Annotated in this window: 22 protein-coding genes; 4 read left to right on the plus strand and 18 right to left on the minus strand. The window is 67.4% G+C overall.

Going from position 1 to position 24,239, the window contains the following annotated elements:
* Positions 1–21: 21 nt before the first annotated feature.
* From CAL12_RS03605 to CAL12_RS03640, 8 genes are all read right to left on the minus strand, one after another.
* Complete coding sequence (locus CAL12_RS03605; protein ID WP_086063230.1) at positions 22–1,242, minus strand: MFS transporter; 1,221 nt, start codon at positions 1,240–1,242, stop codon at positions 22–24.
* 45 nt (positions 1,243–1,287) lie between these two features.
* Positions 1,288–1,842, minus strand: coding sequence for a hypothetical protein (locus tag CAL12_RS03610; protein WP_086063231.1), 555 nt, complete (start codon positions 1,840–1,842; stop codon positions 1,288–1,290).
* 87 nt (positions 1,843–1,929) lie between these two features.
* A complete protein-coding gene (locus CAL12_RS03615; RefSeq protein WP_086063232.1) occupies positions 1,930–2,679 on the minus strand; it encodes a hypothetical protein in 750 nt (249 codons plus the stop codon).
* A gap of 151 nt (positions 2,680–2,830) precedes the next feature.
* A complete protein-coding gene (locus CAL12_RS03620; protein ID WP_086063233.1) occupies positions 2,831–4,219 on the minus strand; it encodes a sigma-54-dependent transcriptional regulator in 1,389 nt (462 codons plus the stop codon).
* On the minus strand, positions 4,204–5,688 hold the full coding sequence (locus CAL12_RS03625; RefSeq protein WP_086063234.1) for a sensor histidine kinase: 1,485 nt from the start codon (positions 5,686–5,688) through the stop codon (positions 4,204–4,206). The genes CAL12_RS03620 and CAL12_RS03625 overlap by 16 nt, the downstream gene beginning before the upstream one ends.
* Before the next feature lie 45 nt (positions 5,689–5,733).
* Positions 5,734–6,429, minus strand: coding sequence for an HAD family hydrolase (locus tag CAL12_RS03630; protein ID WP_232464695.1), 696 nt, complete (start codon positions 6,427–6,429; stop codon positions 5,734–5,736).
* Positions 6,430–6,507: 78 nt separating this feature from the next.
* Entirely contained in the window at positions 6,508–7,851 is a 1,344-nt protein-coding gene (locus CAL12_RS03635) for a hypothetical protein (RefSeq protein ID WP_086063236.1), read from the minus strand.
* A gap of 257 nt (positions 7,852–8,108) precedes the next feature.
* A complete protein-coding gene (locus CAL12_RS03640; RefSeq protein ID WP_157792876.1) occupies positions 8,109–9,497 on the minus strand; it encodes an iron-containing redox enzyme family protein in 1,389 nt (462 codons plus the stop codon).
* A gap of 208 nt (positions 9,498–9,705) precedes the next feature.
* Here CAL12_RS03640 and CAL12_RS03645 point away from each other — a divergent pair, with 208 nt between their 5' ends.
* Together CAL12_RS03645 and CAL12_RS03650 are read left to right on the plus strand one after the other, a co-directional pair.
* Complete coding sequence (locus CAL12_RS03645) at positions 9,706–10,590, plus strand: methyltransferase domain-containing protein (RefSeq protein ID WP_086063238.1); 885 nt, start codon at positions 9,706–9,708, stop codon at positions 10,588–10,590.
* Positions 10,591–10,699: 109 nt separating this feature from the next.
* Complete coding sequence (locus CAL12_RS03650) at positions 10,700–12,670, plus strand: hybrid sensor histidine kinase/response regulator (RefSeq protein WP_086063239.1); 1,971 nt, start codon at positions 10,700–10,702, stop codon at positions 12,668–12,670.
* Here the strand turns inward: CAL12_RS03650 and hutH are convergent.
* The 9 genes from hutH to CAL12_RS03695 are packed head-to-tail and all read right to left on the minus strand — an operon-like array spanning position 12,667 to position 21,689.
* Complete coding sequence (gene hutH, locus CAL12_RS03655) at positions 12,667–14,205, minus strand: histidine ammonia-lyase (RefSeq protein WP_086063240.1); 1,539 nt, start codon at positions 14,203–14,205, stop codon at positions 12,667–12,669. The genes CAL12_RS03650 and hutH overlap by 4 nt on opposite strands.
* 60 nt (positions 14,206–14,265) lie before the next feature.
* Entirely contained in the window at positions 14,266–14,850 is a 585-nt protein-coding gene (locus CAL12_RS03660) for a UbiX family flavin prenyltransferase (RefSeq protein WP_086063241.1), read from the minus strand.
* Between the two features lie 56 nt (positions 14,851–14,906).
* Positions 14,907–15,920, minus strand: coding sequence for an ABC transporter substrate-binding protein (locus CAL12_RS03665; RefSeq protein ID WP_157792877.1), 1,014 nt, complete (start codon positions 15,918–15,920; stop codon positions 14,907–14,909).
* A gap of 22 nt (positions 15,921–15,942) precedes the next feature.
* A complete protein-coding gene (locus tag CAL12_RS03670) occupies positions 15,943–16,719 on the minus strand; it encodes an ABC transporter ATP-binding protein (RefSeq protein ID WP_086063243.1) in 777 nt (258 codons plus the stop codon).
* Positions 16,716–17,504, minus strand: a complete 789-nt coding sequence (locus CAL12_RS03675) for an ABC transporter permease (protein ID WP_232464696.1) — start codon at positions 17,502–17,504, stop codon at positions 16,716–16,718. The genes CAL12_RS03670 and CAL12_RS03675 overlap by 4 nt, the downstream gene beginning before the upstream one ends.
* Positions 17,497–18,618: a pyridoxal phosphate-dependent aminotransferase gene (locus CAL12_RS03680; protein ID WP_086063245.1), complete on the minus strand. Its 1,122-nt coding sequence runs from the start codon at positions 18,616–18,618 to the stop codon at positions 17,497–17,499. The genes CAL12_RS03675 and CAL12_RS03680 overlap by 8 nt, the downstream gene beginning before the upstream one ends.
* Positions 18,615–19,340, minus strand: a complete 726-nt coding sequence (locus CAL12_RS03685) for a maleate cis-trans isomerase family protein (RefSeq protein WP_157792878.1) — start codon at positions 19,338–19,340, stop codon at positions 18,615–18,617. The genes CAL12_RS03680 and CAL12_RS03685 overlap by 4 nt, the downstream gene beginning before the upstream one ends.
* Positions 19,328–20,359, minus strand: coding sequence for a glutamate cyclase domain-containing protein (locus CAL12_RS03690; RefSeq protein WP_086063247.1), 1,032 nt, complete (start codon positions 20,357–20,359; stop codon positions 19,328–19,330). The genes CAL12_RS03685 and CAL12_RS03690 overlap by 13 nt, the downstream gene beginning before the upstream one ends.
* The gene (locus CAL12_RS03695) at positions 20,346–21,689 is read right to left on the minus strand and encodes a UbiD family decarboxylase (RefSeq protein WP_157792879.1); all 1,344 of its coding nucleotides are present in this window, start codon (positions 21,687–21,689) and stop codon (positions 20,346–20,348) included. Before CAL12_RS03695 ends, CAL12_RS03690 begins: the two co-directional genes overlap by 14 nt.
* A gap of 203 nt (positions 21,690–21,892) precedes the next feature.
* On the opposite strand from CAL12_RS03695, the gene CAL12_RS03700 reads away from it, so the two are divergent.
* Both CAL12_RS03700 and CAL12_RS03705 read left to right on the plus strand, forming a co-directional pair.
* Positions 21,893–22,753: an IclR family transcriptional regulator gene (locus CAL12_RS03700; protein ID WP_198298370.1), complete on the plus strand. Its 861-nt coding sequence runs from the start codon at positions 21,893–21,895 to the stop codon at positions 22,751–22,753.
* On the plus strand, positions 22,750–23,400 hold the full coding sequence (locus CAL12_RS03705) for a TIGR02444 family protein (protein WP_157792880.1): 651 nt from the start codon (positions 22,750–22,752) through the stop codon (positions 23,398–23,400). Before CAL12_RS03700 ends, CAL12_RS03705 begins: the two co-directional genes overlap by 4 nt.
* Positions 23,401–23,403: 3 nt before the next feature.
* Here CAL12_RS03705 and CAL12_RS03710 read toward each other — a convergent pair whose 3' ends face one another.
* Positions 23,404–24,168 carry an SDR family NAD(P)-dependent oxidoreductase gene (locus CAL12_RS03710; RefSeq protein ID WP_086063250.1) on the minus strand — a complete coding sequence of 255 codons (765 nt, stop codon included), beginning with the start codon at positions 24,166–24,168 and terminating at the stop codon, positions 23,404–23,406.
* Positions 24,169–24,239 lie beyond the last annotated feature (71 nt).

A 24,239-nucleotide genomic window follows, 5' to 3' on the forward strand; every position in this document is an offset into this window, starting at 1 on the left:
GCGCGGGGCGCGATCCGGGTGTCAAAGCGGCATTGTACGGGTCCGTGCCCACAGCGCGAGCGACCCGAGCGACACGCCGCCCAGGACCAGGAACGCGGTCGGGTAGCCGAAATGCTGCGCCATCACGCCGCCCAGCGTGGCGCTCAGCGCCGCGCCGATGGCCTGCACCGTCATGACCATGCCCTGGCCGACGTTGACGCGGCCGGTGCCTTGCAGCAGGCGCACGACCAGCGCCGGCACGGCGACGCTCTGCAAGCCGGCGCCGATGCCGTCCAGCGCCTGCACCGGCCACACGGCCCAGGCGTCGATGAAGCAGGCGGCCAGGAGCCCGCGCAGCGGCAGCGCCAGGAAAGTGATGAGCATGACGGCCCAGTAGCCGATGCGCCGTATCAGCGCGTTGGCGACCAGCGCGGCAACGACCATGACCAGTTGCGCGACGACGATGGTCTGCGCGGTGAAGGCGCTGGGATCGCCCTTGTGAGCGCCCACCACGGCGAGTCCGAACAGGGGCAGCATGGCGGCATTGCCCAGATGGAACAGGGCGAGCGCCATGGCAAGCAGCAGCAGGGGCCGGTTCTTCGCCAGTTCGCGCAAGCCGCTGGCATGCCCGGGTCCGGGGGCCGCATGTGCATGCGCATCCGCATCCGCAGACGCACCCGCGGGCGACGCCGGGCTTAGACCCCGCGCGCTGTCGTGGTCGATCGAGTCGGCGCGCAGGAGCAGGGTGGCAACGATCGTCATCAGCCCGAAGACGCCCGCCAGCGCGAACACGGCGCCAAAGCCGAACTGCCAGCCCAGCAGGCCGGACAGGCCCGCGCCCACGACGTTGCCGGCGTGATTCGCCACCTGGTTGCGGCCGATCTGCCGTCCGAAGCCATGCTCGCGGACGATGCCCAGCGTCACCCCCGCCACCGCCGGACCCAGCGCGGCGCCGGCCACGCCGGTGATGACCTGCGAAGCGGCGACCGTCCAGTAGCCTTGCGACAACCATAAGGCCAGCGAGCCCAGGGTGGTCAGCAAGGATGCCGCGACGATCAGCGCACGCTTGCGGCGCGTCGCATCGACAAGGGCGCCCGCTGGAGAAGTCGCCAGCATGCCCGCGATGCCGCCCAGGGTCATCATCGCGCCTATGGCGTCGGGGCGCCAACCCTGCGCCTGCAGGAACACGCCCAGGAACGGGCCGAGTCCCGCCTGCACGTCGGCCATGAAGAAGTTCAGCGCTTCGAGTTTGTACTGGCGCATCTGGCGGCCCTGGCGATCCCGGCGGTATGGGCGCGATCGTGGCGGTCAGGAGGCCACGTCGACGAGTTCGGCGATGGCGTCGACCTCGAGCGCGCATCCGTGCCGGTTGCGCACGCCGTGTCCCCATGCCTGTACATGCGTGCCTGGCGTCAGGTATTCCGAAAACCGCGCCGCGGTATCGGGCGGCATGAGCAGCGCGGTGCCATCGGCCAGCAGGGCGCCGCGCAACTCGCCCCTGGCGCCGAACAGGTGCAGCACGACTTCGCCGCTGGCCTCCATTTCCCGGTGTTCCCGATGCGGCTTGTGATGCTTGTCGCGGTCGTGGCGCGGACCTTCATCGAGTATGGTCTTGCCGTCCGGCCCCGAAAGCGCCACCGCCACTAGCATGTCGGCGCCGCGTGGCTTCACGCCGCTGACGCTTATCTTGTCGCCGACGGCGATGTGGCGCGCGACCTGGCCGGAAAGATGCGGCGGAAAGTGGACCTGGCGACGCCGCCGGGAACCGAGGATCAGGCCATCCAGTTCGCCGTGCGGGTTGATGAGAAAGCGGCTGACTGTTCCGCGCCATTGCGGCAAGCCGTCGGGGTCGATCCAATGCATGTTGCTTATCCTGGCAGTATCGAGAAAGAAGCGCCCGCCATGTTGCGCGGGCGACCAAGGGATGTTGTCGAGGGTAGATGGAGGCGATCAGGGGGCCGGCGGGGCACGGTCGTAAAGCCGGACTTCGTTGCCCGGCATGCCGAACGACGTCGCCTGCAGCGCCGTGCCGTACTGATTGCGCATGCCGTAGCCTTGCGCGGAGACATCCGCGCCGGCGCGCAGCAGATCCGTGAATTGCCGCGCGTCGGGTGGCGCCAGCTTGATGACCGTGCCGTCGGCCAGGATCACTCCGTCGGGTTCACCGCGCGGCGCGGTCGTGACATAGGCCACGCGTCCCTGGGCGCTAAGCTGCGACAGCCGGGCGCTGCGGGATCCTGGCGGCAAGGGCGGGTTGCCGGGCGCCGGTGGACGATCGACCAGGGTGCGGCCATTGTTCGTATCGACGATGCGTTCGGCCTTGACGTTCCCGCTCCCGTCCTTCCTGCCGCTGATCTGCACGCCATCGCCGGGGCGGACCATCGCGGTCAACTCCGCGCTCAGATGCGGCGGAAAGCGCACGAAGACGCCGTCCGTGCTCAGGAAGCCCTCCACGTCGCCGTCAGGGTTGGGGATGAATCGCGAGACGGTGGCCTGTGTCGTCACCAGCGTGCCGTCATCGGGCAGTGGGCCGGGTTCGGGACCGAAGCCGATTCGTGGTGGCGGCGGCGGGGGCTGGCTCACGTCAGGTGGCGTTTGCGCCGCGTTCGTGGCGCAAACCGCAAGCAGCGCGGCCAGGCCCAGGGCACGGACGGAAAGACGGCTCGCGCGTTTGATGGGGCTTATCGATGTCGATGGCATGATCCACTCCGTTGTTCGATATGGAGTGATATGCAAAGCCTGTGCCATGTGCGCCGCACGGGGAGGCCTGCAGGCAAATGCCGCAAGCGGCCCGCCAATCTGTCAAGCGATCCGACACCGGGTGTCGGATTCCCTGACAGTTGTTCTGTCGTCAGCCGCCGTCGCTGCTGTCGGTGCCGGTTATGCTCAGATTGGCGAGACGGCTGTACAGCGATTGGCGGCTGATGCCGAGCCTGCGCGCGGCTTCGGCGCGGTTGCCATGGGCCAGCTCCAGCGCGCGATGAATCAGGGCGCGTTCGATCCGGGCCAAGGCGTCGTTGAGCGGCAGGTCGAGTAGCGCGGAAGGAATCGCGTCGGCCGTATCGGCCGTTGTCTCGTGCAGGAAGGCGAAGTCGTCGCGGGTCAGCGTCGCCCCGGGCGCCATCGCGCTGGCCCGCTCCATGGCGTTCGCCAGCTCCCTGACGTTGCCCGGCCACGTGTAGGTGGCCAGCAGCCGCTGCGCCTCGGTGGAAAGGTGTTTGCGCTGGGGCGCGGGCGCCCGGGTCGACAGGAAATGCTCGGCGAGCGGCAGGATATCCGCCACGCGTTCGCGCAAGGGCGGCATGTGCAGGGGGATCACGTTCAGCCGGTACAGCAGGTCCTCGCGGAACGTGCCGGCGGTCACCATGGCCGCCAGGTCGCGGTGCGTCGCCGCCACGATGCGCACGTCGATGGCCACCCGGCGTGCGGTGCCCAGCGGCGTGACCTGCCGTTCCTGCAGCACGCGCAGCAGCTTCGCCTGCATCGCGAGCGGCATATCGCCGATCTCGTCCAGGAACAGCGTGCCGCCGTTCGCTTCCTCGAAACGTCCGCCGCGCTCGGCGTGCGCGCCGGTGAAAGCGCCCTTGCCATGGCCGAACAGTTCGCTTTCCAGCAGGCCTTCCGGGATGGCCGCGCAATTCACCGTCACGAAAGGCCGGGCGGCGCGCGCGGACTCACGGTGCAGCAGCCGTGCGGCCACTTCCTTGCCGGTTCCCGTTTCGCCCGTGATGAGGACCGTCGAGTTCGTGCCCGCGGCGCGGCCCAGGCGCTTCTGCACTTCGCGCATGGCGGCGCTCACGCCTAGCAGTTGCGGTTCGTTCGAGGCGGCCTCCTCGGCGAAGGGCGCGTGGGCCGTGGCGGCCGCCGCGGGATGCGAGGCGACCATGCGTGCGAGCAGGGCGGCAATCTCGGCGCGGCCGACGGGCTTGGTCAGATGCTCGAAGGCGCCCAGGCGCATGGCCCCTATCGTATTGGCGCTGGTGGCATGGGCGGTCAGCATGACGACGGGAACGTGTTCCAGGCCGGGCCGGGCGCGCAGCGCCTCCAGCACGGCGAGGCCGTCGTCCCCCGGCAGGCGGAAGTCCAGGAAGATGCAGTCGGGAGCCATGCCGTCCCGCAGGCGTTCGAATGCCTCGGCGCCGTCGCGGGCCTCGACTGGCGCGTGGCCGCAATCCTGTATGGTTTCGGCCAGGCCTTCGCGGAAGGCATCGTCGTCGTCGATGATCAGTACGGTCGCCATGGCAGCTCGATGATGAAACGGGTCGGCGTGGCCTCTTCCGCCAGCCAGGCGCCGCCGCGATGCGCCGCGGCGATTTCGCGAACGACCGCCAGGCCGAGTCCGGAGCCATCGGGCCGGCCCGTCACGAAGGGTTCGAAGATGCGTTCGCGCTCCGCCGGGCTGACGCCGGGCCCGTCGTCGATGACTTCGAGCCGGAGGCGCTCGCCGGCTTCGGTGCGGATGCCGTATGCGCGCAGCGTCACCTTGCCGCCGGCCGGCGCATGCCGCAGCGCGTTCGCGATCAGGTTATCCATGGCGCGCGCGAGTTGCGCGGGATCGAAGACGGGCAGGGTCGCGCCGTCCATGGCGTCGACGTCCAGGGCGATGCCGCGGCTTTCCGCGCGCGGCTCGTGCGTATGGGCGACGTCCGCCAGCCAGGGGCGCAGATCGACCTCGCGCGGCTGCAGGTTGACCGGTTGCGTCAACGCCAGCAGGCTGGCGACCTGCGATTCGATACGGCCCACCTGTTCGATGATGGTCCGCAGCGCGGCTTCGCGGCGCGCGCCGTCGCCGGCCAGCGCGTTTTCCGCCTTCAGGCGCATTGCGCCGACCGGATTGCGGATTTCGTGCGCGATCTGCGCCGCCATTTTTCCCAGCGCGCCGAAGCGCTCCGCCTGGGTGAGCCGGGCGCTCAGGGCATTCGTTTCGCGTTGCAGCTGCTGGGCGCGTTCCACGTAGCGATTGAGGGCGTCTACGATCTGGTCCAGGTCCGGCTCGTCGAGCCGGCCCAGGGTCTTGCCTTGTTCGAACGCGCCGTTGGACGCCAGCGCCTGTTGCAGCCGCGTCAGGTTCCGCTTCCATCGCCGCAGGGCCAGCGCGACGAACAGGGCCAGCAGGACGATGACCGCCAGCATCGCCGACAGTACCGTGGTGGCGCGTTCCCCGTAGGGACCCAGCGGCGGCCGTGCCCGCGTCAGCGTCCAGGCCAGCAGCTTGTCCTGGCGCGGCACCGGGCATGCCACGGCGATCACGGCATCCGCGCCGCTGGAAACGACATCGACCTGCGTCTCGCCGGCGCCGGCCGCTTTTTTCAGGGTGCGAAGGATCAGGGGTGTTTCGGCTTCCGGGATATCGCGCTTCAGCCCGCTGCCTTCATAGGTGGGGAAGGCATAGGCCAGGAAACCGTTGGCCGAACCGGTCGCCGCGGCCGCGCGCCAGAAACCGCCTTCTATGCCTTCCGCGCGCAGCAGGGCGAGGTCGAGCACCGCGTGCATCAGGTCCACGTTGATCGTGCCCGGCTCCTGCAGCGAAAGATCGTAGCGGGCCGCGACGGCGGCGCACGCGGCGTAGGCCTGCTGCCGCGCGACAGCGACGCGTTCGCTCAATGCGGACGACATCATGAGCCACACCGCGGCGCCCAGCAATCCGCACAGCCCGGCGACGAGTATCCACAGCGCGACGAGCTGGGTGGAGAACGACGGTCTGGGCATGGCCGGCCTGCCTGAGGTGAGAGTGGCGCGCGCCGGTGATTATAGTCAGGCCACCACGCCCAGCAGCACGGGCAGTTGAGCCATGTCGGCGAACACGGCGGTGGCGCCGCTGGCGAGCAGCGCGGCGGCGGGGCTATGCGAGGGCCCGCCGGGCGAATAGCCCAGCACGGTCGCGCCGGCCGCCACGCCGGCGGTGACGCCGGTGACGCTGTCTTCGATCACCACGCAGTCGGCGGGGTCGGCTTCCAATGCCGCGGCGGCGGCCAGGTAGACGTCGGGGCTGGGCTTGGAGCGGGCCATTTCATAGCCGCTGAAGGTCCTGCCCTCGAAGTAGCGCATCAGGCCGGTCTTGTTCAGCTGCAATTCCAGCTTGGCGCGGTCGGCGCCCGACGCGCAGGCGATGCGGCCGTCCAACCGTTCATGCAGCAGCTTCACCGTGTCCAGCACGTGGGGAATGGCTTGCACCCGCTCGCCCAGGGCCACGTTGCGCCGTTGCCAGAATTGCGCCAGCCAGTCCGCCCCTATGGCTTTTCCCGATGCCTGGGCGATCCACGGCAGCTCGTCCTTCATCGTCCTGCCGACGAAACGGCGCAGCACCTCGTCGTGCGTCATGGCGATGCCCAGTTCATCGAGCATGTCACGCAGCACGCCCGCGGATATGCGTTCGCTGTCGACCAGCACGCCGTCGCAATCGAATAGCACCGCTTCGAATTTCAAAGGCACCCCGTCATGGATAAGCAAGCGGCGCGGCTCCTGTGCCGGCCGCGCCGCTTCCGATCTTACCCGTTCCGGCCGCGCCCCAGGGCAGCGGCCGGCCCGTTACGACTTACGGTCGAAGTAGCCCTGCTGGATCGCCCGCAGCCACACCGGGCCGATCACGCGGACCTGGCGATTGACGATGCTGTGATTGAATCCTTCGATGCGGATCAGCACGTGCTTGCCGATGTAGGGCGCCATCATGGTGCGGGCCGCTTCCATCCAATCGACGGGATAGACTTCGTCATAGGTGCCGTTCATGTCCCACACGGGCAGCCCCTTCAGCGCCGGGCCGGGCATGCTGGTCGCCAGGATGTCGTTCAGCATCTTGTTGAATCCCGCCTGCTTCATCTTGGCGGGAACGAAGGGCGCCATGTACAGCCGCAGGGCGAGCTCGGACAGCGCGCCCGCGTTGTAGAACATGATGGGGTCTTCGACTTCCTTGAAGCGCGGCTCTTTCAGGTCGCGCGCCCAACGGGCGTCCTTTTCGGCGGGGTCGGCACGCTTGTTGTAGAACTCGAAGTCGGCGCGTCCGCGGCCGCGCACGCGCAAGGCCGATTTTTCATACGGCCAATCCCAGCGTCCCGCCTGGGCCGCGCCGTAGTAATACGCCACACCGGGAGGCGAAGAGCCCCAGTTCAGGTAGCCATCCGGGCGCACGCGCTCGGCCAGGGGCCACATCAGGGCGCCGCCGGTGGAAAAGCCCCAGTACAGCACCATGGACTTCCTGCGCTCCTGGTCCGACAGCGTGCTGCGCAAGCCGGCCTCCAGTCCGTCGACCATGGCGACCGGCGTCGCGGCAACCATCTCGTTGAACAGCTGGGTGCCTGGCTTGGGAAAGCGTACGTACTCGCTGCCGCTCTTGCTGGCGGTATTGCCCGCGGGTTGGATGGTGTAGTCGTCCTTGGACCAGTATGCCTTCTGGTGTTGCGAGAAAATCGGCATGCGCTCGTCCAGCGGGATGGTCTCCCAGGTGCCGCTGCGATCGGGGGCGAAGAAGTTCCAGCGGCCCACGCGTGTCAGGGCGATGAAGGTGATCCCGCGCTTGGCGAGCCACACGCCTATGCCTTCCTTGCCTTCATCCGTTTCGATGAACCCGTTGGCGCTGGAGCTGCCTTCCTCGGTGGCGACGAGCACGACCTTGCGGCCGTTGTGCATCAATGGCTTCGCGGGCTCCAGGCGCATGACGACCTGGGTGAAGGTCATTCCGTTCGCGGGATAGTCGACGTAGGTGATTTTCTTCGTGAACTGGCTGGTCTCCGGATAGTCCTTGCCGGCCAGTATTTCCTCGACCTGCGCCTGGGGCAGCGTTCCCTTGTCTGCAGGCAGGGTCCAGGCCGCGGCGGTGCTCATGTAGAAAGCGGAAAGCGCCGCGGCGGCTGCCCCGGCGATAAGTTTGTACGGCATGGATGTTCGGTCCGTGTGAAGGTTCATGGCGGGCTGCCGGGACGGGCCGCAATCGGGCGCCGCGGCCCTCGCAGCACGAGCATGGTGCCATGGACTGGACCGTCGCGACGAACGCTTCACTGGGGTGGCGCACACATTCCCCGGCATGGCGCGGCCATGCACCATGCTGCGGCCGAATTTGCGGTGCCCGCGCAACAAGGCGAGGATGCCCCGCGCGACAGGCACTTCGCCCGCTGGCCCGCGGTTGGTGCGGGGCGCTAGAGCGTGGTCGCCTGATAGGCCTGCTCGGCGAAGGCCCGGGTGGCGGCCAGGCCTTCCGGCGTGTAGTGCGAGCCGGGGGCGAGCTTGGCCAGCAGGTCGCTGGAAGCCGCCAGCGAGCGCTGGCGGTTTCCGGCCAGGGCGGCGTGCCGCTTGGCGGCGCGGAAACTCAGGTGGCGGCCGTTGACCATGACGCGCGGCAGCCGGCCGGGCAACTGCGGGCCTTCCAGGTACTCCTTGCAGTCGCCGGCGATCCAGTCGTAGATGGCCTGGAGCTCAAAGGAATTGAAGACGCCGAACATGCAGGCGTCGGTCCCCGACAGCAGGGCCCAGAATCGGGACTGCGACGGATCCTGGTGGCGGACGATCCAGTTCTTCTGCTGCAGTGTCTGCAAAAATTCGGGGATGCTGTCCGGGTCGGATAGCCAGGCATTGACGGTACGGCCGGCAATCCGGCAGTAATCGGCATGCGCCGCGCGTCCGTAGCGGGACTTCTTGCGGAAGATCTCCGTGACGACCTGCCGGGAATCGAAGCCGGCGGCTATGGCGGTGGAAGAAACCCCCGCATCGTTCAGCAGGAACCCGCGCTTGACGCGTTCGTAGAAGGCGGCGCGTTGCAGAGGGTCCTCCGGCATCAGCCGCAGCACCGCGTCCACCGCCTGGCGGGCATGGCCCGACCCGGCGTTGTCCACGGTGACGTGCACGGTGAAGTAGTACGGATCTATCCCCAGTTCATCCAGCTCGTAGGCCGTGACATGCAGGTGATAGGGCAACTGTTCATAGCCCAGGTTGAAGCCGGCCATTTCGGCCGTCAGCGTGTGGCCGTGCAAGCCTATGGCGAGCTGGGTCGCGCCCTGTTCGTACAGGCTGTCGTCGGTGGGCTCCCAGCCGTCTGCGCCAGTCGAGCGCAGCAGGTTCAGGAACAGCGTGACATGGTTCTGCGCTTCGTCGCCCATGCCCAGCTCTTCCAGATAGGTGGAGATCAGCGGTTCGAAGCGCGGGTCGCCCTGGTGCCGCAGGCTGCCGTACAGCCAGGATCCGTCGACCAGCTTGGTCGGCGCGACCTGGGCCAGGAAGTAGAGCGCATGGGAGCGGGTAGGGAACATTTCGCGCGGGCCGCCGGCCTTGCGGCGGGCCAGGTACTGCTGGTACCGCTCGCCGACCGCGTCGACATTGGCGTCCATCCAGGCATATAGGTCCTGCGGGTCGGCCGGCAGCGCCGCCGCGCCCACGTCGACCGCGTCGAGCCTGGCCGCCAGCCAAGCGCCGCTGGTTTCCAGCGTGCGTGCGTCGTCGGGGCTGGCCACCATCTGTTGATAAAGCTCCTTGTACCGCAGGCCGCCGGCGGCCGCCGCGCCCGCCGGGAGCTCTGCCGTTCGTCGCGCCATCTGGGTTGTCTCGTTGGATGAGCAGGTCATTTTTCTGGTCCATGTTCCTTGGATGCCTTTCTTTGGCAAGTGGTGTGCCGGCCACGCGAATATTTCCGCAAAGGGTGTAACCAAACCGCACCCCGGGACGAACTACGGGCTGTGCCGGCGCGAAAGACCCGCGCCGCGCGCATCCCCCTGGACCCCTGAGGACGCCAAGCAAATGACCATGGTCACCGAGCAAGACGAGGACAGTAAATATCTCGGCCAATTCATTCCCATCCAATACCATCACGCGATGCTGATGGACGCCAATCGGATGAAGAATTTCAAGGCCGCCATCGACCATGTCGTCAAGCCTGGCGCGAAGGTGCTGGAGCTGGGCGGCGGGACCGGCGTCCTTTCCTGGTTTGCCGCCGCCAGGGCGCAGAAGGTCTGGTGCGTGGAGTTCAATCGGGAACTGGTGACCGAGGCCAGGCGCTTTCTCGCCATGAATCCCAACGGCGAAAAAGTGGAGGTCGTGCATGCCGACGCCTTCGAGTATCTGCCACCCGAGCCGGTCGACGTGATGATCTGCGAAATGATCCACGTCGCCATGCTCAGGGAAAAGCAGGTCGAGATGGTCGAGTCCTTCAAGCGGCGCTATCGCGAGCGGTTCGGCGATCCGCTACCCCTCCTGATGCCGACCGCCGTGGTCATGGCGGTGCAGCCCTTGCAGAAAGCTTACGATTTCGAAGGCTTCCATGCGCCCATCATCCAGGTGGAAGAACTGGGGGCCAATGCACCGGGCACCTTGGACCTGGCCCAGCCGGCGGTCTACAGCCTGCTGGACTTCACGCTGGATACGCCGATGGACATCGCCTGGGACGGTACGGTGGTGATCGAACACGGGGGCGTCGTCAATACCCTTCGTTTCATCACCAAGAACATCCTTGCCATGGTCATGGAACGCGGATCGACGATCGATTGGCTGAACCGCTACATGGCCTTCCCGTTGCGCACGCCCGTCAGCGTGGAAGCGGGCGACACCCTCAGGATCCGCTTCCGGTACCGGGCGGGTGATTTCATCTCCGTACTGACGGATGCGCTGGAGGTCGAAGTCGTGCCGCGCTAGCCCCACGGCGGGCTCGCGGCGGGCTCACGGCGGTCCACGGCCGGCGTGTGTAACGAGCTCCGGTTCATGTTGTACCATTGCGCACAAAATAACTGCATGGGGGTGCGACATGTCTTCCCTGGAGCCGAACGACGGCCGCCCATTGCCCGGCTATGAACCGGAACGCCTGGTCGACGCCATCGTCAGCTATGCAGTCTATATGGTGACCCTGGAGGGCACCGTCGCCAGCTGGAACGCCGGTGCGCGCGAGCTGACCGGCTGGCGGCCGGCCGACGCAATCGGCCAGCATTATTCGACCTTCTGTCCCGCCTTCGCGGCGATTTCGGACGACCTGGGCGCCCTGCGGGACGACGCGGCGTCGCCCCAGGTGTTGCATCGCGAAGGGTGGCTGAAGCGCAAGGACGGCACGCACCTGCGCGTCAGCACCGCGATCAGCCCGATGCGCGACGGCGCCGGCGCCTTGCTGGGGTACGCCTTCGTCTCGCGCGATCTTTCCGACGTCGTGGCAGCCGACGAGGCGCTGCGCCAGAGCGAAGAGCAATTCCAGTTGCTGATGCGCGGCGTGGTCGACTACGCCATCTACATGCTCGACCGCGATGGCCACGTCAGCAGCTGGAACGCGGGCGCCGAGCGCATCAAGGGCTATACCAAGGAAGAGATCCTCGGCAGCCATTTCTCCCGCTTCTACACCGAACCGGATCGCGAAGCGGGCATGCCCGCGCATGCGCTGCGCACGGCCTTGGCCGAGGGGCGATACGAAAGCGAATCCTGGCGCGTGCGCAAGGACGGTTCGCGTTTCTACGCGCACGTCGTGGTCGATCCCATTTTCGATGGCCGGCACAACCACGTCGGTTTCGCGAAAATCACGCGCGACATCACGGAAAAGCAGGCGGCCAAGGAAGAGCTGGAGCGCACCCAGCGCGCCCTGCAGCAGGCGCAGAAGCTGGAGACCATCGGCAAGCTGACCGGCGGCGTCGCGCATGACTTCAACAATCTGCTGCAGGTGATCGGCGGGAACCTGCAACTGCTGGCCTACGAGTTTCCCGACAACGAACGCGCCCGGCAACGGCTGGCCAACGCCATGGCCGGCGTGCAGCGGGGCGCGAAGTTGGCGAACCAGCTGCTGGCGTTCGGCCGCAGGCAACCCCTGGCGCCCAGCGTCGTCAACGTCAGCCGTTTCCTGCGCGGCTTCGACGACATGCTGCAACGCAGCCTGGGGGAGGCCGTCGAGATCGAGACCATCGTCGCGGGCGGACTCTGGAACACCATGGTGGATACGGCGCAGCTGGAGAACGCGCTGCTCAATCTGGCCATCAACGCGCGCGACGCCATGAACGGCGTTGGCAAGCTGACGATCGAGATCGGCAATGCCTACCTGGATGATGCATACGCCCGGACTCGTCCCGAAGTCACGCCGGGGCAGTACGTCATGCTGGCCGTCACCGACACCGGATGTGGCATGACCGAAGAAGTCATCGCCCAGGCGATCGAACCGTTCTTCTCGACCAAGCCGGAAGGGCACGGTACCGGCCTGGGGCTATCGATGGTCTACGGCTTCGTGAAGCAGTCCGGCGGCCACTTCGCACTCTATAGCGAAGTCGGCCACGGGACCACGGCGAAGCTGTATCTGCCGCGTTCCATGGAAAAGGAAGACGTGCCGGCTCAGTCCCTGGCGCCCGACGCGACGGGCGGCACCGAAACCATACTGGTCGCGGAAGACGACGCCGAAGTCTGCGCCACGGTCGTGGATATGCTCCGTGGCCTTGGCTACAAGGTGCTCAAGGCCATGGACGGCGAGAGCGCCTTCGCCATCGTGCAAAGCGGCGTCAGGATCGACCTGCTGTTCTCGGACGTCGTGATGCCCGGGCCGATGCGCAGCCGCGACCTCGCGCGCAAGGCGCAGGAGCATCTACCCGATATGGCGGTGCTGTTCACGTCCGGGTATACGCAGAACGCGATCGTGCACGGCGGCCGGCTGGACAAGGGCGTGGAGCTGATCACCAAGCCCTACACCCGCGAAGAGCTCGCGCGCAAGATCCGGCAGGTCCTGGCTAACCACAAGCAGCGCCGCGGCGCCTAGGCCGCGCAGGGCAGGATGGCGGTGACGGGCGCCGGCCAATCGGAACGCATCGCCCAATCGCGCATGGCGGCGACGTCGTTCGCCATGTAGCGGTCCTGGTCCAGGAAGGCCACGCGTTCGCGGATGGCGGCGAATTCGGCTTCGATGCAAGGGGTGCTCCTGGGGCCGCGCCGCAATTCCATGCCTTGCGCGGCGGCCATGGCTTCGATGCCGACGACCACGGCCGTGTTCTCGACCATGTCGGCCAGCCGCCGGCCGGCAAAGGTGGCCATGGACACGTGGTCTTCCTGGTTGGCTGAGGTGGGCAGGCTGTCCACGCTGGCTGGATGCGCCAGGGACTTGTTTTCCGAAGCAAGCGCCGCCGCCGTCACCTGGGCGATCATGAACCCGGAATTCACGCCGCCGTCGCGCACCAGGAAGGGCGGCAGATGCGACAGGCCGGAGTCCAGCAGCAGCGCCATGCGGCGTTCGGAGATGGCGCCGATCTCGCTGACCGCCAGGGCAATGATGTCCGACGCGAAGGCGACCGGCTCGGCGTGGAAGTTGCCGCCGGAGATCACCTCGCCGCTGTCGCTGAACACCAGAGGGTTGTCCGAAGCCGCATTGGCTTCGATCTCCAGCACCCTGGCCGCATGCCCCAGGTTGTCCAGGCATGCGCCCATGACCTGCGGCATGCAGCGGATGGAATAGGGATCCTGCACACGGCCGCAGTCGGCATGGGAAGCGACGATGCCGCTGCCCTGCAACAGGGCCTGCAAAGCCGCCGCCACCGCGATCTGGCCGGCCTGTCCGCGCGCCCGATGGATGCGCGGATCGAACGGCTTGATCGAGCCCTGTATCGCTTCCAGCGACAGGGCGCCGGCCAGGAGCCCCGCGGCAAAGACGTTTTCCGCGCCGAACAGGCCGGACAGTCCCAGCGCGGTGGATACCTGCGTGCCATTGAGCAGCGCCAGGCCTTCCTTGGGCCCGAGCACGAAGGGCTCCAGGCCCAGCGTCGCCAGCGCCTGCGCGCCGCTCATCACGGCGCCATCCGGGCCGGTGGCGGCGCCTTCGCCGATCAGCACGCAGGCCAGGTGGGCCAGGGGCGCCAGGTCGCCGGATGCGCCGACGGAACCCTTGGCGGGTATCACGGGCAGGATGCCGGCATTGAACAGGGCGAGCAGCGCCTCGGCCAATTCGGGCCGCACGCCGGAATGCCCACGCGCCAGGCTGATCGCCTTGGTCGCCAGGACCAGGCGCGTCACGCCGGCCGACAGCGGACTGCCCGTGCCCACGCTATGCGACAGCACCAGATTGCGCTGCAGTTCGGCCAGGCGCTCGGGTTCGATGACCGTCTGCGCCAGCTTGCCGAAGCCGGTATTGATGCCGTAGACCACGGCGCCGGAATCGACGATATGCCGTACGGCGTCGAACGATGCCTGCATTTCCTGCCGTGTGGCGGGGTCGAGCCGCAGGGCCACGCCGCCGGCATGGATGCGCCGGAGAGTGGGCAGGTCGACCTGGCCCGGGCACAACTCCAAGCTATCGCTGTCCATGATGGAATTCCTCATAAAAATAAAGCGCCTGTCGATGCGGAAAGATCCCGCATGGGTGCGTCAATGGTCCTGGACCTCGCCCCAGCGCCGCACCGCGCCGGTTTCGATGCCGAACAGATCCAGCGCTCGGCCCACCGTATGATTGATCATGTCGTCGAGCGACTGGGGTTGGGCGTAGAAAGCAGGCACCGGCGGCGCCACGATGGCGCCCATCTCGGTCACCTGCGCCATGCTGCGCAGATGGCCCAGGTGCAGGGGAGACTCGCGCAGCATCAGCACCAGGCGCCGCCGTTCCTTCAGGACGACGTCGGCGGCGCGACTCAGCAGGCCCGAGGTCACTCCGGTGGCGATTTCGGACAGGCTGCGTATCGAGCATGGCGCCACCAGCATGCCCATGGTCTTGAACGACCCCGACGATATGCTGGCGCCGATGTCGTCGGCCTTGTAGACCTTGCTGGCCAGCGCATGCACGTCCGAGACTTTCATCGGCAGTTCGTGCGCCAGCGTGATCTGCGCCGAACGGGTCATCACCAGATGCGTTTCCACGCCGGCCTTGCCCAGCAGTTCGAGCGCGCGCACGCCGTAGATCACGCCGGACGCGCCGCTGATGCCGACGATGATCCGCGGCGGCGGTGACGCGGTCATCGCGCGTCCCCGTCGGAAGGTAAGGAGCTTCGCTTCATTGCCTGGCCGCCACTGCCTTATGCGAGGAATTGGTTGGTGTAGAACACCGACACGTCGGACACGGTCTTGCTCAGGCCGCCGAATTCCGCCATCAGCGCCTGCGTTTCCTCCCAGCGGGCCTTGTCGGAGTAGCCGATGGCCTGTTTCGCGTCGCCCTTTGCGCGCAGCAGCGGCGCGGTGGCCTTGAGCTTGGTCAGCTCCACGTCGGCCTTCAGCGACGGCGAACGCTTGAGCAGCGACGCGATGGCTTCTTCCGGATGGTCCATCGCGTATTGGTAGGCGCGTATCGAAGCCTGCACGAAGCCGCGCACGACTTCCGGCGACGATGCGACCGTATCGGCATGAGCCGCGATGCCGTCACCCATGGTGTCGACGCCGAAATCGGAATAGGCGAAGCAGGCCACGCCGTTCTCCGTCAGCGCCGCCATGCCGGGATAGGAGTCGTTCAGGAAGCCGGTGATCGCCTGCGTGCGCTTGCCCAGGAAGGCCTGGTTGCGGGTGCCGCCATCCGAGGCCATGATCTGCACCGCGCCGCGCGGCACCTTGTTCTTGGCCAGCAACGCGTAGAGCATGGTCGTGGTGGTGTCGCCCTGCAGCGTCGCCACGGCCTTGCCCGCCAGATCGGCGGGCCGCGCGATGCCCTGGTCCTTCCAGCTGATCAGGGCGTTCGGGCTGGTCTGGTACAGCTGGGTTACCTGCCGGACCGGCATGCCCTGCGCGGCGCCCAGCATCAGGGAGGGCGGGTCGACGATGGTGAAGGTGTCCTGCTTGCCCGCCACCAGCTGCATGGAAGACGTCACACCCTTGCCTTCCAGCACCTCGACGTCCAGCCCGACGTCGCGATAGAAGCCCTTGTCCACGGCCAGCAGATAGGGCGAGCGGTGGCCGTTGTAGTTGAAGGCCAGGCGCACCGTGGCCTTGGTCAGCTTGTCCGAGCCGGTTGCCGCCCAGGCCGGGCGGCCCAGTACGGGCAGGCCGGCCGCCGCGGCCGCGGTGGCGAAAGTCAGGAAGCTGCGCCGTGTCGTTTTCATGATGTCCATCCTTGATCCAGGGCTAGTACTTCTTAAGCACACCGTATTGCTCGAAGAGATTGCGCACGTGTGCCACCAACGCAATGAAACGCGGCGTCTCCATGGTTTTGGGCGTCCGGGGATAGGGCAGGTCCACCTCGACGATCTCGGCGGCCCGTCCCGGGCGGGGCGTCATCACCAGGACCCGCTGCGCGAGCAGGATGGCTTCCTGGATGTCGTGGGTCACGAACATGACGCTCTTCTTGGTTCTCAGCCATATCTGGTGCAGTTCCATGACCATCTGTTCGCGCGTCAGCGCGTCCAGCGCGCCGAAGGGTTCGTCCATCAGGATCAGGGAAGGGTCGTGGACCAGCGCGCGGCAGATCGATACGCGCTGGCGCATGCCGCCCGATAGCTCGTGCGGATACTTGCCGGCGAAGTCGGCCAGGCCGACCATGTCCAGCAGTTCACGCGCGCGCCGTTCGTAGGCAGCCATGTCCAGGCCGCGTATCTGCGGCTGCAGCATGATGTTCTCCAGCACCCGGCGCCATTCCAGCAAGGCATCGGTCTGGAACACGATGCCGATGTCGGTGACGGCGCTGCGCACCGGCTCGCCCGCGCGCAGCACGGTGCCTTCGGTGGGGGCTTCCAGGCCGGAAGCCAGGGTCAGCAGGGTGCTCTTGCCGCAGCCGCTGGGCCCCAATACCGACAGGAACTCGCCTTCGGCGATGTCGAAGTCCAGGTCCCGCAGCGCGGTCAAGGGCCCGCTTTTTGTGGGATAGATCTTGGTGACGTGGGAAAGCGTCAGCGCGGCCGTCATCGCCCACCCCCGTGCATGCGTTGCGACACATGCCAGGGCAGTGCCAGGCGTTCGATCAGGTCGACCAGGCCGTACAGCACCACGCCCATGATGCTGAGCACCACCAGTACGGTGAAGGACAGCGTCACGTCCAGGGTGCCGTTGGCCACGATCAGCTGGTAGCCCAGTCCGCGATCCGCCGCCACGAATTCACCCACCACGGCGCCGACGATGGCCAGCGTGCTGGCCACCTTGATGCCGGCGAAGATGTGCGGCAAGGCCGCCGGTACCTGGAAATGCAGGAAGGTCTGCCAGCGGCTGGCGCCTGTGGAAAGCGCCAGCCAGCGCAGGTGCGCCGGTGCGGATTTGAACCCCGTCAGGGTATCCACCACGATGGGGAAAAAGCACATCGTGAAGGCGATCAGCACCTTGGGCGCCAGCCCGAAGCCGAACCACACCACCAGCAGCGGCGCCACGGCGACCTTGGGCACCGTCTGCGACAGCACGAGGATGGGGTGCAGCACGCGTTCGGCCCATTGCGACTGCGCCAGCAGCGCCGCCATGGGAATGCTCACGACGATGGCCAGGCCGAAGCCCAGCATGATCTCGCCCGTGGTGGTCAGGGTGTGGACGAGAATGCTCTGGTAGTCGGTGACCAGCCGCATCGCCACCGCGGACGGCGGCGGCAACAGATAGGCCGGCACCTGGCCGATGCGCACCGCCGCTTCCCAGATCAGCAGCAGGGCGATGCCGACGATCAGGCCGTCCAGCCACCGCGGCGGCCGCCAGCGGACGGTGCTAGCCACCGTCTTTTCCCGGTTCATTGAAAATACCCCTTATCGCTGCGAGCAGCTTTTTGTTGTCCGCGCGTCCTCTCAGGGATACGCGTAGAGCGCGATAACGTTCCATGCCGCGGAACGAGGTCGCATCGGCCACGACGATGCCTTGCGCGGCCAGGCGGTCGGCGGCCTGGTCCGGTGGCATGTCGACATCCAGCAGCACCATATTGGCGTTGCCGCCACGGACGCGCACTTCGGGAATGTCCGCAATGGCGTCCGCGAACCACGCACGCTCCCGCGCGAACGTGGCGCGGCACATATCCAGGAAAGCGCTGTCGTCCAGCACCGCGCGCGCCGCGGCGACCGATGCCCGCGCCAGGTTGAAGGGCGGGCGGCCGACTTCGGCCGCGCGCACCAGCGCCGGCGCCGCGATCGCATAGCCCACACGGGTGCCGGCCAGGCCAAAGTACTTGGAGAACGTACGCAGGACGACCAGGTTCGGATGCGCGGCCAGCAGCGGCACCGCGCCGTCCTCGGCTGGGTCCAGCAGCGCTTCGTCGACGATCAGCAGGCCGGGATCGGCGGCGCGCGCCAGGCTGGCGACGGATACGCGCGGGATCTTCTCGCCGGTGGGATTGTTGGGCGAGCAGACGAAGGTCATGGCGATCGTGCCGGCGCGCAGCGCGACATGCATGCCGGCGATGTTCGTTTTTTCCGGGACTTCGCCTTCCACGCAGACGACCCGGCAGCCGCGCAGCCGGGCTTCCAGCTCATAGCGCGGAAAGGTCGGCAGATGCACCAGCACGGTGTCGCCGTCGCTGGTCCAGGCATGGACGATCAGCTTGATGACGTCGTCCAGGCCGGCGCCGAAGAACAGCGAATCGGGATGGACGCCGTGGCGCCGGGCCAGGGCGGCGCGCAGCTCGGCGAAGCGCAGGTCGGGATACAGATGGCTCTGGCCCAGTGCGGCGCGCGCCGCGGCGATCGCGCTTTCCGGCGGCCCGAAGGGATTGACGTTCAGCGAGAAATCCACCACGTCGCGCACGTCCAGGGCGTGGCGCGCGGCGATATCGTCCACCGAGGTTTCGGCCTCGTACAGCCGCATGCTGGCCATCAAGGCGTTCTGCGGGTTGATCGTCATGCCAGCAGGGCTCCATGGCCGGCGACGGGCAGGCGCAGCTTCAGCGACTTCAGGATGCCCCACAGCGTGACCTGGTTGCTGGTCAGGACAGGTTTGCCGAGCTCGGCTTCCATACGGCCGGCGACTTCCAGCGCGCGGAAGTCCGTGCAGCTGACGAATACCGCCTGCGCCGCCGGCCGGTCGGCCCGGCGTATCAGCTCGGCCACCGCGTCAGGCGCGACTTCGCGTATGGCCTTGCCCGACAGGCCCAGGCCTTCCACGCCGACGACGTCGAAACCATGCGATTGCAGGAAGGCGCGTTCGGCGTCGTTCACGCTGTCCAGATAGGGCGTGGCCAGGGCCACGCCCCGGATATCGAGCGCCCGCAGGCTTTCCACGATGCAGCGGGACGTGGCGACCACCGGGCATCCGGCGATGGCTTCCAGCGATTCCAGCTGGCGCGCCAGTGCCGCCTCGCCGTCGATGAAGGAGCCGCTGGTGCAGGCGTAGGCCACGACGTCCGGCGTGACCGACGCGATCAGTTCCGCGGCCTGCGCCACCCCGGCATTCATGGCGCGCAGGCCTTCCGGCGTGGTCTCGCGCAGCATGACGCGCGTCGCATGGAAGGTCAGCCCGGGCAGGCCCAGGCGGGCGTAGTCCGGTTCGATCACGGCGTTGACCGAGGGCACGATCAGGCCCACGCGGCGCGGCCGGGCGATGGCGGTGCCGGTCACTTTTTCCATGACGATTGATAGCCGGCCATGTTGGCGCCTTCGCGCTGGCTCAAGACGACCAGCGAGCGCAGCAGGTCCACCATGGCCGCATTGGTGCGCGCGTCGGTGCCGTCGACGTACTGGCGCAGCATGCCGCCCACGGGATCGATGGCGCCGGCGCGTACGCAGGCCTCGATCAACCGCACTTCTTCCGTTCCATCGTGAAAGGCGGCGTCGTTGCCGACCATGGCCGCCAGCACCGCCGCGATGCCGTAGGCGCCCCAGTTGGAGATGTTGGCGATGACCGCGACGTCCGCGGGCTGCTCGGCCGCGATGACGTCGCCCAGCGGTACGTCGGCGCGCACGTCTTCCGCCACCACGCCCATGCCAAGTTCATTGCCCAGGTCGCCGACGCCTATGGTGAGGATGCCGCGCCGCCGCGCCTCGGCATACAGGGCATCCGTATGGGCGGTGAAATCGCTGATCTCGAAGCCGCCGCCCCCATGGTAGTGGCCGTCGCGGCCAGCGCCCGGGCGCTCGACCGCCACCACGGCCTTGGGCCGCAGTTCGTCCAGCAGCGCCACCGCGGCCTGTTCGGCGGCTTTCCTGTCCACGGGGAAGCCGGAGAACGCGCAGCGGTTGCGGCCCGAGCGGATGTCGGCCATGTCCGCGGGTATCAGGCCCGCGGCCGCGAAGCACGCCTGCATGCACGGCACCACCGAGGCTTCCGAGATGCCCACCGGGATCGCGCCCAGGCCTACCGCCAGCGCGCGCGCCAGCACGGCCGCGCCGATCGGACCGTCGGTTTCCGGCAGGCCGTAGCCGCGCATGATGAAGCCGCTGATCATCAGCACCGTGTCGCCCGGCGTGACGCTTTCCTTGAGCCGCGCGGCGGCCGCCAGCGTCAACGGGGCGCCGCCGGCGTGGCGCCGCGCGGTGGCGTAGAGCTTGAGCAGCGGGATGCCCTTCAGGATGGTCCAGTTCGACATCGGCGCGGTGATCAGGTGATCGACGGCTTCGCCGATGCGTTCGATGCTAATTCCGGACATTCAAATACTCCTGCAGGTTGATGTCGTGCTCGCCGGGAAAGCGGCGGCGTTCGAACAATTGCTTCATGGCGACCGGCACGGTGGCGTCCAGTCCCAGCTTGCCGCGATGGACTTCGCGCACGTCTTCCCGCGTATAGCTGGGCATGCGCGGAATCATGTAGGTGCCGGTTTCGGGCGTGCAGCGGGTCTGTATGGCCCACAGCACGTCGGCGGCATTGAAGGGGTCGACGTCCTCGTCGACGACGACCACGATCTTGGTCCAGGAATAGCCGCCCAGCGCCGCCAGCAAGGCGTTCTTGGCCTGGTCCTCGTTCTGCTTCTCGATGGCGATCACGCAGCCGAATACATAGCCCGGCGTGGCGATGTCGCGGATGCGCGGCACGAACGCCGAGACCTTCTTGTAGATCTCCGTCTGTATGGGTACGCCCACCAGGTTCAGGTCTTCCGTGCCGCCGGCCAGGATGGTGTGATAGATGGCGTCGCTGCGGCGCGTGATCGCCGTGACGCGGAAGACGTGGTTCTTCATGACGGGCACGTAGCCGTCGGTGAATTCGCCGAAGGGGCCTTCGTCTTCCCGTACGCCGCACAGCACTTCGCCTTCGATCACCATCTCGGCGTCGGCCGGCACGTCGACAGGGATGGTCTTGCAACGGGTCACGCGCAGCGGCTTGTCCTGCCAGGCGCCGGCGACTTCAAGCTCGTCCGCCTCGTAGGGGACCTTGGAAGCCGCCGAGAACATCAGCGCCGGCGGCGCCCCGATGACGATCGCGCAGGGCAGGTTCTGGCCTTTGCTTTCGGCTTCCGCGTGGTAGCGGCCCAGGTGCTGGGGCGGCATCATGCGCACGCGCAGCTTGTCCTTGCCGACCAGCTGGCAGCGGTTCCAGGAAGCGTTGTAGACGCCGGTGTCGGGATGCGGCGCGATCAGCACGCCGGCGGTGATATAGGCGCCGCCGTCGTGCTCGGAGAAGACCACCTGCGGCACGTCGCGCTGCAAGTCGATGTCCGCGCCCTGGCTCACGACCTGCTGCACCGGCGCGTCCTCCACCCGTTCGGTCGGGATGCCGCGCGCTTCCTGGCGCACCAGGGTACGCAGCAGGTCCTTTTCCTCCAGGCCCAGCGCCGCGGCGACATGGCTGCGGAATCCGAACACATTGGTGACCACGGGCACATTGGCGCCCTTCACGTCGGTGAAGCGCAAGGCCTGGTTGCCGGCCTTCTGCACGCAGCGCATGACCGCCGTCAATTCGTGGCGGGGATCGACCTGCCGCGCCACCTCCGACACCAGGCCACGGGTTTCGAGCCAGCCCACCAGTTGACGAAAGGATTCCATCGGTTTCATATCGGACGCTTGTTATGGATCTTCGATTGCTTGATCGGCTGCGGGAAGCCGGCTATAGTGTTGGTTACTGCGCAACGCTGTTGCGCAATCACGTTTTGATTATGGGTACCGCCCGGAGGGCTGTCAACGCCGGGCATGCCCCTATATGCGTTTTTCGCGGCTGTCTAATGGAATACCCCGACGGGAATGCCCCGATGCCTGAGACCACGAATGCCAAGCCTGCCGACGCCATGGGGGATGGCGATAGCGCCGCCGCGGGCCCGGGCCGGCGCGACCCCACGGTGCATGCGGCGCGGCACGCCATAGAGATCCTGCGATGCATCTCGCAGTCGCAGCCGGAGATCGGCGTCAGCGACATCGCGCGCCGAATCGGATTGCATAAAAGCTCGGTGTCGCGGCTGGTCGCGACGCTGGAAGCGCAGCGCGTGGTCGAACGCAATCCACACACCGATCGCGTCAGCCTGGCGCCGGGCCTCATCGCGATCGCCGCGCCCCTGATCAACCATATGGGCATCTCGCAGGCGTCGCGGCAGCGCATGGCGCAGCTGGCGGAGGAATCCGCGGAAACGGTCAACCTGAGCATCTGGGATGGCCGCGAAGCCATCAGCATCGACCAGACGGTGGGACCGAACGCCATTACGCACTACGCGGCGCCGGGGCAGAACAACCCGGCGCATTGCACGGCGTCCGGCAAGGTGTTGCTGGCCTTCGCATCCGAGGCCGACCTGTCGGCGGTGCTGCGGGCGCCATTGACGCGCTACACCGAACGCACGATCACCGATCCGGCTGTGCTGCGGCGCGAACTGGGGCGCGTGCGCGAAACCGGCCTGGCGCTGAACCGCGCGGAGTTCTCGGAAGACGCGGGCGCCGTCGCGGCCATCGTGCGCAACGTCAACGGCCAGGCGACGATCGCGCTGACTATCACTGTCCCCCTGTACCGTTTCGGCAAGGCGCGCGAGCGCAAGCTGCTGGAACTGGTGGGAAATGCCGCGCGGGATATTTCCGGCCAGATCGGCGCCATGACGGCGGCCGGCATCGCCAGGAGGCAACCATGACGATGGAGAATCCGCCCCGCGCCGGGGCGATGCCGGGCAGCTTCTGGACGTTTTCCCTGGCCGTGTATGCGCGCCCCGGCGTGCCGGAGGCCTGCCTGGCGCTGCAGGATGGCTATGGCCTGGACGTCAACGTGCTGTTGTTCGCGCTGTACGCGGCGCAGCACGGGGCGGCGCTGGACACCGATGCCTTCGAGGATCTGGACGGCGCCGTCGCCAACTGGCGGCGGCAGGTGGTGGCGCCGTTGCGCGCCATACGCCGCCACGTCAAGACGACGCTGGGCGATGGGGGCGGCGCCACGCGGGCCGGCAAGACGCCGACGCCCGCGTCCGTGGAGCAGGAAACCTACGAGGCCATCAAGCGCGCGGAGCTGTCGGCGGAACGCGCGCAGCAATGCAATATGGAGCAGTGGCTGGCCGCGCGGCCGGGCACCGCGGCGCCGGTCCAGGCCGATGCGGGCGACGGCTTCGCGTCGGATGCGCGGGTTGCGCTGGATTCGTCGGACGCCTTGGATGCGGCCACGATCGACACCCTGGGCGCGGCGAATCTGGATGCGTACCTCGCGCACATGCAATGCCCGTGCGATGCGAACGCCCAGGCTTTTGTCCAGGTCCTGCTGGCCGCGGTCTCGGCGCCGAGGTCCGAATAGCTTTTACGCTTGCGGCGGTTGGCCGTTCGACGCGGTCAGGCCGCCGTCCACCGGCAGGTTGACGCCGGTCACGAAGACAGCGTCCTCGCTGGCCAGGAAGGCGATGACGGAAGCGATTTCCTCGGGCTCCGCGCCACGGCCCAGCGGTATGCGTTCCGCGAATTTCTCCATCAGCGCCTGGTTGGCGTACATGTCCTCGGTAAGGTCCGTGCGGGTCAGGCTGGGACATACCGCGTTGACGCGGACGCCGTCGCGGCCATGGTCCATCGCCAGCGAGCGCGTGAAGTTGGTGACCGCGCCCTTCGCCGCGTTGTAGAAGCTCATGCGCCAATCGCCGCCCAGTCCCGATACGGACGAGACGTTGACGATGCACCCGCGTGTCTTGATCAGCTCCGGCATGGCGGCGCGGCAGCCGTAAAAGACGCCGTCCAGGTCGGTGGCGATGACCTTGTGCCAGTCGTCCGGGGACGCCTCGGTGATCGTGCCTTCGACGGCGGTGCCGGCGTTGTTCACCATGACGTCCAGGCGCCCGTAGCGTTGGACGGCGGCCCGGACCATGGATTCGACTTCGCGCAACACCGATACGTCGGCGGTATGGATGAGTATCTTCGACTCGTCCAACCCGGCGGCGGCGCGCTCGAGCTTGGACGCCGTGCGGCCGGCGAATACCACGCTGGCGCCCTCCTGGGCGAAGCGCCGGGCGGTGGCGGCGCCGATGCCGGATCCGGCGCCTGTGACGATGACGACCTTCCCTTCGAAACGGTTCATGGCAATCTCCTGTGCGACTCGTGAACGCGGCCTCGTTGCAAGCGCCATACCGTGCGGGGTGGCCGGCGACG

This window comes from Bordetella genomosp. 8, assembly GCF_002119685.1.
Taxonomy (GTDB): Bacteria; Pseudomonadota; Gammaproteobacteria; order Burkholderiales; family Burkholderiaceae_B; genus Bordetella_C.